The organism is Poriferisphaera corsica (assembly GCF_007747445.1).
Classification (GTDB): domain Bacteria; phylum Planctomycetota; class Phycisphaerae; order Phycisphaerales; family Phycisphaeraceae; genus Poriferisphaera; species Poriferisphaera corsica.
This window is the reverse complement of sequence record NZ_CP036425.1, coordinates 4,254,708-4,267,288: the sequence shown is the minus strand read 5'-3', so window position 1 is coordinate 4,267,288 and position 12,581 is coordinate 4,254,708. Positions and strand designations below refer to the sequence as shown.

Genomic DNA, 12,581 nt, shown 5'->3' with positions numbered 1-12,581 from the left:
TGCAACAACAATAAAAAAAACGCCCTCAACAGAGAGCGTTTCTTCATTTTCAAAGCGTTTTGCGAAATGACCTGGAGCGTTATCCAATAGGTCGTTTCGTAAAAATCATCTTTACATAGGTTAGCTGCTTGTTTTGACGACTCGGATGTTCCAAATCATGATACAACTAGCTCTAACATTCACATCACCGTGTTCATGCACCGCGGCGACGTCTCGCCAACAACATCAACCCACCCATCGCAACTAATGTACTTGGCTCAGGAATGAACACTGTTTGCAATGACAACTCATAGAACTGAGCGTTGTCGTTTGCTCCCATGACACGCAGGAAGTAGTCCCCTTCCGCCAAACGCTTGTTATACAAACGCTCAATGCCGCCCAAACCATAACGGTCAAGCAAAGCTACACGATCGCCCTCTTCATCAATAATCTCAAGCGCTAAATCGCTCAGCTTCTTTGCGTCAAATTCATATTCAGCAACCACATCACCATCAAATTTTGGTTGCGCACTACGATCATAAGTCATTCCAACAGCCGAAAGCTTAAACGTAATCTTCGTCATCTCATCGAGCGTGAACTTGAACACATCTACATCCGAATCATCATCAATTGAAAGGAAATCAATATCCCCAAATTCAATCTCAGATTTACGAGCATCCGAACCATACTTGTAAGTCGTGTCGCCCGTTAGCGTGCCAAGATCCGTCGCATTCGCCATCGTCTCGTTACCGAGACCCTTCTCGTAACGGTCACCATATAAACGCTGCATCATCAGAATGTCATCGAACTGTGGCCCGTGGATCGATGTGTCCAAATACGGCTCCATCAGCATGTTCGAGCTTTCCGAGAGCAAGTGTGGCAAGCCAAACCCATGACCCATCTCGTGAATAATCACATTCTCAAAGTACGCGTCATCTTCCCAATCCGTATCATCAAGGTCGATCAACATATCACCACCGTATTCAGGGTAATAGTTGTACGCCAAAGTATTATATGGCCCGTCAATCCGTGCACCCGCGATACGCATGTCAGCCCGAACACCTAATTTACCATCGTTCGTTTTAAACTGACCGCCACTCTCCCAACCACCATGTCGCGCACCATCATCGTAATTCAGGTATTCAAACGATAAGCCCGATACCTGACCCCAACGATCAAACGCGTTACTGAACAACGAGAACCACGATCGCTCACTGATCGGCTTCAGCTTGTCGACATAGGAAACCTTATAAACATCATCCAATGTCGAAATCAACTGACTGCTATAAGACAAGTTGCCCTGATCGACGTCCGTTGTGGTGTTGTCAGGAACAATCGACCAAGTCAACGTGATCGGCGTGCCTATCGTCGACACATTCCCATCCGTCATCGTCTTTGTCCAAGGCGCCAAACCATCAAACGCGATATGATCTGCGCCCATGGATAACCCGCCTGTAACGACAGAAAATGCGGCTAAATAACAGCACCGCTTGCTTAAAGTTGCAATATTCATGTTAAAACCCCGTAAAAAAAAGTCTCTCAACTCACTTCAGCGCCGTTGTGCAATGCCCTCGGTAAAAACAATCATTGGTAGGAAATGAAAAAAAATAGTTTTTACGCGAATCATCGACAAGCATTAATCACACGATTAAATGCAACGCCTATTTCCGAATTAATATACATCTGTAACAGACGATCCCCGCCTCTCACACATTCACTCTCAATCTATTTACGATCAATTATACACAACTATGATATGAAACAAACAATGCTTAGCATAATTTTGTAATAGTTAAACTAGGCAAAATCAGTTACGTAAAAAAACCGTATCAATATCAATCTATATAAAGCGTATCCCACACCCATCTCAATCCAAAACTTTCATCAAAGACATGTATCGGCAAAAAGCCTTCAAAAACAATACTTCTTCTTCCATGACGCGCACCACACCCGCTTGATCTGCACATCAGATCAAATTAAATCAAAACAATTACAATAAGACCGAATTCACTTGCGCGTTTACGATCAATGCCAACCTCATTAACCCACGCGCCGATTGTTTTCTTGATCATCATTTCCAAAACGTTTTGAATTACTGACTTGATCATCCGTCATGTGCGGCTGAGTATTCGTTGGCATAGTCGTTACACCTTTGCCCGAGTGTTTTGATTTGTATAGCCGTCCATCCGCGATTTTTAGTAGCGCATCGCCATGCTCCGCCTTATCGTGATTCATCGAAGCAATGCCTATCGATAAGTTAGGCGTCGCACGTAACTTCGAATCACTGAACGACATCTTCGCTTGCCGCACGAATAATTTTCGTGTGTTATCCGCGAGTTGTTGCGCACGGTAGAGCGGGCAACCCGGGAGGAGGATCAGGAACTCATCGCCGCCGAGTCGGACAGGCAAATCGTCATGTCGGATCGAGCCGCGGAGAATGTTTGCAAGCAGAACAAGCAACTCATCACCCGCATCATGACCCAGTAAGTCGTTTATCTGCTTGAAGTTGTCCATATCGATCATGACCGCAAGCAGGTCGGTTCGGGTTGCTTTGGCGGCGGCATATAACGCGTCGAGTTGCTCATCGAGAGCGCGCCGGTTGCCTAGCTCGGTGAGTGGATCGCGGCTGGCGAGGTTTTCGAGCTGCGAACACGCGCGTCGGGTGGCGTGTTCAATGCGCTGGGTGAGTGTGCGGCGGAGATGCGCGATCTCTTGTGCATCTTTAACTGCTGACACGGCAAGGCGTTGGGTGATACGGGCTATTTGGCCGATCTCATCGCGGCGTTCGGTTGGTAGACGTTTAATGGTGCGGGGGGAGGTGTTGGTACAGATATCGAGGATATTGGTGATGAGTTGGTCGGCTGGAGAGACAACCCATGTACGGGCAAAGGCGATAAGTCCTGAAATGACAAATGCTAATGCGAGAAAGAGAGGCCAGGTTAGGTGGCCGAATTTCATCTCAAGAATGCCGATGCCAGCCCCGGCGGTGGCGGAGACAATGATGATCAGTGTCACCTTGTTGCGCAGTGATGCATCGTTCCAAACCTTTGGAGCAGAGCGGTTTACATGGCAGAGATCCTCGTCGAAGCGAAAGCTGTCGGGAGGTGTCGCATCTGCTGGGGATGGATCAGATGAGGGCGTTGGCGGGGGGGATGGCGTCGTCACGTTGTGAAGGATCGGATATGTTTGGTGCGAATGATGAACAGATATGAGAATAATTTCGGTTATGTGTTGCGCCTGAAGGGTTTAGCGCGGGTGAGCAGGTAGGTGAGGTTGGTGAATTTCATGGGTGGTATGTGTAGTGGGGGTTGGCTTCGGTGTGCGGGGTGGGTTTGGAAATTGAGCGAAGCGGACAGAGGGGAGTGATATGAAAATGACTGTTGGGTTTCGATGCGCTGCAAGTCAGGGGTGGGTTTGAAAAATGGATGACACGAACAGGGGGGACAGGGGATGAGAATGGATTGCAGTGGCGCGGCGGGTTTTGGCGCACAGAATCCCGAAATTAATGATTTTCCTGTAGGCCGTTTGGGTCGGTTTTGGTTCAAAACAGATTCGTTTGGGTGAGTTTGGATATAGAAATTGTGAGAAATAACGAGAAACACGCGAGCGCGAATTGGCGATTTTCGTGTTTGTGCGCGCTCGCAGAATTTTTTTGAATTCGATCTACATTGACATGGGATTTGCGCCGCGGGGCTGATTGGAAAGTGTGACTAATTGATGGTTAGCACAAATAGATTTTAATTTGTGAGTGCGCGTGTTCTTGACTATGTAAGTAAACGAATATGGAGAGGGAGATCTGGGAGGGTGATGGGTTGAGTGATGTGTGTTTTACTGCGATGGGTCGTTGAAGAGATTGGTTTTTTTCTTGATGATTAAATAGTTGAAGCTGGTGATGCAGAAGCTGATGAGGAGCCAGTAAATACAGAAGACGATGATCATGGGGATGAATGCGTGTTCACCAATATTTGAAGAGTACAAGAGATCCAGGAACCAGGTGATCGGGTAGTTGATGGGGAGGAGGACAATAACACCTGCTGGCAGGACGAAGAGAATCGTGTGTATGACGGTGATCAACACGAAGGTGAGAAAGGTTGCGATGACAAAGAACATGATTGTTTTTGTCTTGGCGGAGTATTGGGGGTGGTGAGATTGAATGGGATTAACTTCAAGTTATTGGAGATACGGTTTGAATAGATCGAACGTTATTTCATAAGATGGATTGTGTGATGTATTAATGAGCGGTGAATGGGGGGGAATTGGTGTCAGCAGGAAGCTCTATGCGCTGGATAGAGGTGGCGAGGCCGGTTTTTGGGTTGATGTCGAGTAGGATGCCGGCGGTGACGGGGGAGATGGTTGCGACGTCGAATGGGGCGGGCATGTTGGTGGTCATGTGGGTGAGGACACGGTCGACGCGGCGGCCGAGTACGGAGCCGGTGGGGCCGCACATGCCGAGGTCGGTGATGTAGGCGGTGCCGCCTGATGGTGAGGGTCGATCTGAGATGGAGCCGTCGGAGAGTGTTGGGGGGAGGATGCGAGCGTCGGCTGTGGGGATATGGGTGTGTGTGCCGAAGACGCAGGAGACGCGCCCGTTGAGATACCAGCCAAGGGCGACTTTTTCGGAAGAGGCTTCGGCGTGGACTTCAGTGATGATAATTGCGGTGGGGTCGTGCTTTTTGATGTCGGCGATGAGGTTGTCACAGCACTCGAATGGATCGGAGGCGGGGAGTGACATGAAGATGCGGCCGAGGACGGTGAAGACGTAGATCGCTGGAAGATTTTGAGAAGGATCACCGGGAGTTAATCGCATAAAGCGGTTGCCGAGGGCTTTGTGGGAGAGGTTTGCGGGGCGAATGATGTTGGATTCGCTTTGGAGGATGGGGATGATGTGGTTTTTTTTGTAGACGTGGTCGCCGAGGGTGAAGGCGTCGATGCCTGCACGGACGAGTTTTTTGTAGAGGTCGGGTGTGAGGCCTGTGCCGTTGGAAGCGTTTTCGGCGTTGGCGATGAGGAGGTCGGGGGTGTATTGCTCGCGGAGTATGGGTATGGCTTGCGTGACGGCCTGGCGGCCAGGGGTTCCGACGATGTCACCGAGGATTATGATTCGCATGGGATAGAGGATAGCGGGAAGAGGGGGTTATTGTCGAATGGAAAGTGGGGATGAGGTTATAAAGGGGGTGAATGTAAATGGTTATAGGGCTTGGATTTGAGGGTGGATGTAAGGGTTGTAGTGATTGGAGTGGTTTGGGGGTAGGTTGTGGGGGGTGTTGGTGTGGGATTGGGGTGACGAAAGAGAAGGAGGACTGTAAGCTAGAGGGTATGAGGTGCCCGTATTGCCATGATAATGATGATAAGGTGATTGACTCGCGCGAGAGCGAGGGCGGTAAGGTTGTGCGCCGGCGACGGGAGTGCAAGCGGTGTGGTAAGCGGTTTAGTAGTCGTGAGCGGATTGAAGAGACGACACGGCTGACGGTGATCAAGAAGGATATGAGCCGGGTGCCGTTTGAGCGGAGCAAGTTGCTGACGGGTTTGCAGAGGGCGTGTTATAAGCGGCCCGTGCCGACGGAGGTTTTGACGAAGACGGTTGAGGAGATGGAAGAGCAGCTACTGAATCGTGGTGAGCGTGAGGTAGAGAGTTTAGAGATCGGGAAGATTTTGGCTGAGAAGCTGAAGCGGATTGATGGGGTTGCGTACTTGCGGTTTGCGAGTGTGTATATGCAGTTTAAGGATTTGGATGATCTGATTGCTGAGGCAGAGGACATAAAGCAGATGCGGCCGGGGGACGAGGATGAGAGTGAAGGGACGTTGCTGTTTTAGGTTGAATGGGTGTAGCGGATGATTAGAAGGGCTGGTGGGAGGCACACTAATCATATCATAGGGTTTTAAAATCTTTAGTTAGCTGTTCTAAGCGCTTAAGGAGAGATGGGTGTGTGAGGGAAAATACAGGGGATGAAAAAAGGTTCGGTTCAAGGCGAATGAATGGTAAATTATTGGGTGAAGTCTGTAGATATACAGGGGAATGGTGATTGGGGGAAGGACTGTATTGTGGTTTCATGTCTATGTTTGAGCGCTAATATTTAACGAAGCAATAATCTGCGACTTTGGATGGTTGTTGTATTGGCCAGGTGGCGTGTTGATTGATTTGATTATTGCGCATTGTAAGGAGATATGTGATGGCTACTGTTGGGCACATTCTAGCGGACAAGGGTGGTGAGGTGATGAAGGTAAGTTCACAGACGACTGTGATGGAAGCGTCAGTGAAGATGAATGACAAAGCGATTGGGGCGCTTGTTGTTGAAGAGGGTGATAAGGTTGTGGGTATCTTTACGGAACGTGATGTGCTGCGTCGCGTTGTGGTGAAGGGTGTTAAGGCTGAGGATGTGAGTGTGGGGGATGTGATGACGGGTGAGGTGATTTGCTGCAAGCCTGATATGGATTTGGAAGAGGCGCGTGGGATCTGTATGAAGCGGCGTGTGCGTCACTTGCCTGTGATTGATGATGAAGGTCGGCTGCATGGGTTGATTTCGATTGGTGACCTGAATGCGTGGGATTTAACAGGTCATAAACGAACAATACATTATTTGCATGAATATTTGTATGGAACGTGATTTGTGTGCAAAGGATAGATACGTAATGAGCCTGCCTCGAAAGAGGTGGGTTTTTTTATTAAATACGCATTGGCGTAGATTCATAGAATGTGCTGAGCACGAGGCAGCATCATGAGGCAGATGGTCATGGATCGACACGATTGAAGGATTATCGCCACTTCGTCAGTGGTGTGGATGGAGAGAAGCAGAGTTTTTGGGATATTGAATAGCAAAAAAGCCTGAATGCGAAGCAGACTGTCAAGAATGAGCTGGCGAAAGCCGGCTAATTTTTTTAAACAATTATGCGAAAATCACCTCGAAAGGGATGGTGGTATCTTTATATCTGCAAGTAGTTATATATGAAGTGAATAGATTAATGATTAATAAAAAAAAGAGTTTAGCGTGATTTTATAGATGTATAAGTCAATATAAATATCGGATTTATTTAACAAATCATTGTGTTGTGAAAATAAAAAAAACTATATAAGAAACGCCCGTGACTATTGTAATTATTGCAAACTTAGTTTAATAATAGATTGTGGTTTGTTTTAGTAAATTCTAGAACAAGGAATATTGATCGTGAGAAACATATTTTTTGGTTCTAGTGTATATGAACAATATCAGACAATTGATCTTATGTATGTATTTGTAGTTTAGAGGCAAAAACCAGTCTGATTCGTAAAATTATGTTTGGTTCTGTTGGTAGTTTGGTGTTTTCGGGAATATTAAACGTGCAACTGCCTGCGCGCATATCAAATTTATAAATCAATGTAGAACTTGGATTTTGTAGAGTAAGCAAAATCGCAGTTGAGTATATTCACATCATTACTGATGGAGGTTATTGCTGTGAAAAAAATATGTATTCGTACTAGTATGGAAGCGTTTACGCTAATTGAGTTGTTAGTTGTAATCTCAATAATAGCATTATTAATTGGTATCTTATTACCAGCATTGGGTGCGGCGAGAAGGACCGCGCAATCAGTTAAGTGCCTTAGCAATATTAGGCAAATTGGCTTAGCATCATATACCTATACCATTGATCATAAGAGTTTTTATGTTCCGGCGGCTGCAAGTCCTTGGAGTATCCCCCGTGATTCACCACTTAATCCAAGTAATCCGTTACAGCATCCAACACGTTGGTGGCCGGGGATTCTTGCAGCTCGCAATTATTTAGCAAGCCCTGATTTTCATGATTGCCCGTCATTCGATACAACAAACGATTACTACAAAGAAATTACAGATATGTCGAAAGATGCTGAGCATGATGATCGATGGCAGACGACAGAATATGGTTATAATTACATGAACTTAGGAAGTACACAGCGGGCGTTAGGTGAAGACCCCTCTAAAATCAATGATAACGGTACAGGTTATGATTTGATGTCGGCGAGAGATTCTGACTTCAAGAATCCGACAGAGACTATTGCGTTTACAGACGCATACTCGCCGGATGCTAGATTGGCTGGTGAGGAGGAAGGCCGTTGTATTGTTCGTGATTCATGGAATCCGACACCAACCTCAAATCCGCATCAAGAAGCTGATGCACGTCATGGTAATGCGACGGTCAATGTTGCATGGGGAGACGGGCACGGTTCAGCCGAGGCAACTGAGTTTGAGGCGGATCCTGCGACTAATATTCCTGAGTCATATCTGACATCGGCATACACAGAGAATGGTTTGACGGATAAATGGGTCAATGATCTGTGGAAAGGTAATCCATATTATATAGGTTCAAGTAAATGGGATATTGAATAGCAATAGGTCTGAATATGAAACAGACTAGCAAGAATGAGCTGGCGAAAGCTGGCTTATTCTTTTAAGAAGTTATGCGAGAATCGTCTTGAAGAGGATGGAGCTATCTTTACATCTACAAGTTGTTATATTTTCGATGTATAGCAAAGGTATGTGTTTTATAGCGGGAGTTGGGATATTAACTTTGTGCGTAAGTCCGTACGAATCTCGGATTTACACCACAACTCACAGAATAGTGAAAAATAAAAAAACTGTATAAGAATCGCTCTCGACTATTGTAATTGTTACGAATTTGGTTTTATAATAGGGTGTGTTTTGTTTTGGTAAGTTTTAGAACAATGAACATCGATAGTTGGCAGCCACACTTTTTGGTTTGAGTGTGTGATTAATGTCAGGCAGTTGATCATATATAAGTCTTTGTAGTTTATAGGCAAATCGAGTCTGATTAGTTTAGAGATGTTTGTTTGGGCAGAGGTTTGATACTTTCGGGAACATATTAATTAAACGTGCAACTGTCTGCGCGCATATCAAATCTTTAAATCTATGTAGATATTGGATTTTGTAGAGTAAACAAAATTACAGTTGGAAAATATTCACATCATTACTGATGGAGGTTATTGCTGTGAAAAAATCATGTATTCGTTATGGTGTAAAGGCGTTTACGCTAATTGAATTGCTCGTAGTCATTTCGATAATAGCGTTGTTAATTGGTATTTTGCTGCCCGCGTTGGGTGCTGCAAGACAGACGGCGATGTCGATTAAATGTTTGAGTAATGTTCGCCAGATTGGAACGGCGATGGCTGCGTATATGATTAGCTATGATGGATATCATTTACCGTATGCTAATCCATGGCCAAGTCATACAGAGCCAAGGTATTGGCCTGGAATGTTGGCGTCGGGCGGGATTATTAGTTCCGTTGAATTTTATGATTGTCCATCATTTGACGCGATAAACGCAGAATTTTTAGAGATTACGGATATCAGTAATCCAGTCGATGATCGTTGGTATACCGCTCAATATGGTATGAACTACATGCACTTGGGGTCATTGCAGCGATATGCTGGAGGGCAAGAAAGAAGTACCGCATGGGCTGTCGTTGAGCCATATTTTTGGGAAGATGAGAATGCGCATACGGTGCAAACACCGCGTGATGTTATGGTCAGAAATCCAACAAAAACGGTTGCTTTTGCAGATGGTTATTCAAGTTATGAGATGGAAGTCAATGGAACGAGTGTAGGTCGTGCACGCATTCGAGATTCATGGAATCCGCCGAATATTGATCGTACACATGTACACCCACGTCATAGCGGAAATTCGGCAAATGCCGCATTTGCGGATGGTCATGGTGAATCTGTTGCGAGTAAATGGGAAATTGATGGAACTTACGATAATATTCCAGATACACGTTTCAAGAGCGCTTATGACATCAGCGCATTTGGTGACTGGTGGGAAGATGATTTTAATATTTGGCGCAACGGCGGAGAATACAAAGTTACGCTTTGGGGTGAATGGCGTTAGAAATACCAAAGTGCCCATAGAAAGGTCAGCGAGAGCTGGCCTTTTTTATTTGGTGTAAAGGCGTGTGATTTACAATGGTCGTTTGTAAAGCGTTTGTGTTGTGTATTGAAATAATTGCGATTGAGAATATAAAATTGAGCTGAGAAATTCTAGAATTAAGGGGGCATAGATTTCTAAATTTAATATTAGTGTTTATCAATGTATTGAAGCTATTGTTAGGTTTCTGGTTTCCATGAGCAGAATGATTGCTATATATCACGAAAAAATGATTGATCTGATGGCTAGGTTAATTGTTTTGATTGTGATCATTGAATATTGGTCATATGTTGCAGGGTCAGGTTGGGCGAGTGTGTGAACTGCAATGGTTATTTGTTTTTGAGATATTTTGTTTGTATTAATAATATGTAATATGAACTGTATTACTAAACGATGATAAGCCAATCAACGAGAGATTGGTTATTTGAAATGCTATCAATTATTTAGATTTTTGATGTTCAATCATATCAAGTGATTATTGTAGGCTATTTAGACATATTTTATTTAATACAAGAACGGGGTATATGATGAGAATCGCCACGAATCGTATTACTGCATTTACATTAATTGAGCTTTTAGTAGTGATTTCAATAATAGCTTTACTAATTGGAATTTTGCTGCCGGCACTTGGTGCGGCGAGGAATACAGCAAGAGATGTGATGTGTTTGAGTAATCTGAGGCAGATGAATATTTCTCATGCAGCATATTCTGCGGATAATGATTCGTTCATTATTATTATGAGCAATCATCAGCTTGTACAACCTGAGAGTCATGCGTGGTTATGGGGGACGATTTCAGATAAGGCGGGATACTGGCCAGCGTTATTGTGCAAAAATTATGGTGGCACACGGGATATGTTGATCTGTCCAAGTTTTGATCAGGGCTTGGATGCACACGATTCGATTATTAATGCGCCGATGGATGCATTAAATGATTATCGTTGGAAGCGAACTCATTATGGTTTTAATAATACATGGTTAGGGACACGTTTTTGGGGTGAGTTGAAGACAGGAAAGGTTACGGGTGGGAGCCATTACAGTAATGATGCTGATCGTTTGCGTACGACGAGACGACAGGTTGAAATTCGTAATCCGGCGGATACGTTGTTGTTTGCGGATGCCTGGCGTGAACGTTATGAGAATGAGGATTACTTTAATGGCTGGGGAACGATGTATCCTGCTGGGACGAGTGTAAATAATGGTGGGCCACATGCAAGACATACATCGACGGTTGTGAATGTAGCATATGTTGATGGTCATGCGGGGACAGTGCAGTGTGAGACGACATGGGCAAGAAAGGGACCGAACAGTTGGGGGAGTAGCCCATGGGCTGAAGACGCGTTGGGGTGGCATCATTCGGGGAGTGCAACAGAGGGTAACAAATGGAATATCTATTAGATAGTTAGACGGAAAAGGGAGATTGGGTGTGGTGGATTAATTGTCGAGCATATACGGATGAGGCTCCCACAGATAACGCAGTGATGTTATCTGTGGGAGCCCTATTTTAATTGGGATGCATGATGCAAGTTGGGCAGTGTTGTTCTTTGGTCGTGGAGAGTTGTATTTGGGTGTGATCGATTATGTTAAATTTACAGTCAATATTGCCGATTAATAGAGATTGTGTGTTCGATAATGCACATTTTAATTGTTTTGCGCAATGAAGTGTTGCAATCTAGTTATTCTTAATTGAGGTGGTTCATCTTACAATTCTATCGTTCTTGAAGTGATGTAGTTCTTTAAGCCTACCTAGTGTCTGTACTAAAAAACATATGTATTTGTCGAGCAGCGCCTATTCAGGATGTTGGCTGTGTCATAGCAGGTACACATAAGAGAGGATTGTAATTTATGAGATGTCATATGAAAAAAGCATTTACATTAATTGAATTATTAGTAGTCATATCAATCATCGCATTGTTAATTGGCATTTTATTGCCTGCATTAGGTGCAGCAAGAAAAGCGGCTCAGGATATAAGCTGTCTAAGCAATGTGCGGCAGTTACTGACGGTGCATTTTGCGTATTCAACGGATAATGATTCGTTCTTTATCAATACGAACACGCTTCACCAAGAGAAGCCGAATGACGGTAGAAATGGTTGGCAAACGGTGGATCCGGGGATGGCGTGGTGGACATCGTTGTTGACTAAGAGTCATGGTGCGAATAGAGATTTGTTTGTTTGTCCACGATTTGGTGAAGGTTTAGATGGAAGTAATGATATTAGTCGAGCACCATTGGATGAGCTAGATAGTGTTAAGTGGAAGCGATCGCATTACGGAATCAATGCGAACTGGTTGGCGACATTGACATATCAGAATGAGTTTAATGGGGCAGGTCTTGAAACGGGAAGTCGGCTTAGAAGTGAACCTGAGCGATATCAGTATTCGAGGCGTCAGAGTGAAGTCAGAAACGGTACAGAAACAGTGCTGTTCGCGGATAGTCATTCATTGACAACAGTTGAAGGTAGCGGAACATTGCCATCATCGTTCGCTACGACTTACACGAAATCGCTTCATGCACGTCATAGTTCATTTGGTATTAATGTCGGTTTTGTAGATGGACACGGTGAGTCAGTCGCTACGAAGTCTGATCAAACGATTGATGCATTTAGTTCTGCGGAATTGGGGTGGCATGACCATTTGAATGCTTCTGAAGGCAATAAATGGGATATTTATTAATAGCGAAATAATTTGCGAAGTTTTAAGCATCCAAGGGTC

The 12,581-nt window shown here is 44.7% G+C and carries 10 protein-coding genes; 6 read left to right on the top strand and 4 right to left on the bottom strand.

Features of this window, described 5'->3' with window-relative positions; genetic code table 11:
* Positions 1-193: 193 nt before the first annotated feature.
* The 4 genes from KS4_RS17290 to KS4_RS17275 all read right to left on the bottom strand — a co-directional run bounded on the left by KS4_RS17290 (position 194) and on the right by KS4_RS17275 (position 5,086).
* Entirely contained in the window at positions 194-1,492 is a 1,299-nt protein-coding gene (locus KS4_RS17290) for a matrixin family metalloprotease (RefSeq protein WP_145081223.1), read from the bottom strand.
* Between the two features lie 527 nt (positions 1,493-2,019).
* Positions 2,020-3,144 (bottom strand): GGDEF domain-containing protein, encoded by a 1,125-nt coding sequence (locus tag KS4_RS17285; RefSeq protein WP_145081220.1) that lies wholly within the window; start codon positions 3,142-3,144, stop codon positions 2,020-2,022.
* 663 nt (positions 3,145-3,807) lie between these two features.
* Positions 3,808-4,089, bottom strand: coding sequence for a hypothetical protein (locus tag KS4_RS17280; RefSeq protein WP_145081217.1), 282 nt, complete (start codon positions 4,087-4,089; stop codon positions 3,808-3,810).
* A 121-nt stretch (positions 4,090-4,210) separates the two neighbouring features.
* Positions 4,211-5,086, bottom strand: a complete 876-nt coding sequence (locus KS4_RS17275) for a TIGR00282 family metallophosphoesterase (RefSeq protein WP_145081214.1) — start codon at positions 5,084-5,086, stop codon at positions 4,211-4,213.
* A gap of 209 nt (positions 5,087-5,295) precedes the next feature.
* On the opposite strand from KS4_RS17275, the gene nrdR reads away from it, so the two are divergent.
* From nrdR to KS4_RS17960, 6 genes are all read left to right on the top strand, one after another.
* Positions 5,296-5,793, top strand: a complete 498-nt coding sequence (gene nrdR, locus KS4_RS17270) for a transcriptional regulator NrdR (protein ID WP_145081816.1) — start codon at positions 5,296-5,298, stop codon at positions 5,791-5,793.
* Between the two features lie 356 nt (positions 5,794-6,149).
* Positions 6,150-6,584, top strand: a complete 435-nt coding sequence (locus KS4_RS17265) for a CBS domain-containing protein (RefSeq protein ID WP_145081210.1) — start codon at positions 6,150-6,152, stop codon at positions 6,582-6,584.
* Between the two features lie 786 nt (positions 6,585-7,370).
* Complete coding sequence (locus KS4_RS17965; RefSeq protein WP_234698831.1) at positions 7,371-8,318, top strand: prepilin-type N-terminal cleavage/methylation domain-containing protein; 948 nt, start codon at positions 7,371-7,373, stop codon at positions 8,316-8,318.
* A 619-nt stretch (positions 8,319-8,937) separates the two neighbouring features.
* Positions 8,938-9,834: a type II secretion system protein gene (locus KS4_RS17255; protein WP_234698830.1), complete on the top strand. Its 897-nt coding sequence runs from the start codon at positions 8,938-8,940 to the stop codon at positions 9,832-9,834.
* Between the two features lie 563 nt (positions 9,835-10,397).
* Entirely contained in the window at positions 10,398-11,267 is an 870-nt protein-coding gene (locus KS4_RS17250) for a type II secretion system protein (RefSeq protein WP_234698829.1), read from the top strand.
* A 459-nt stretch (positions 11,268-11,726) separates the two neighbouring features.
* Positions 11,727-12,542 (top strand): type II secretion system protein, encoded by an 816-nt coding sequence (locus tag KS4_RS17960; protein WP_234698828.1) that lies wholly within the window; start codon positions 11,727-11,729, stop codon positions 12,540-12,542.
* The last annotated feature ends 39 nt before the right edge of the window (positions 12,543-12,581 follow it).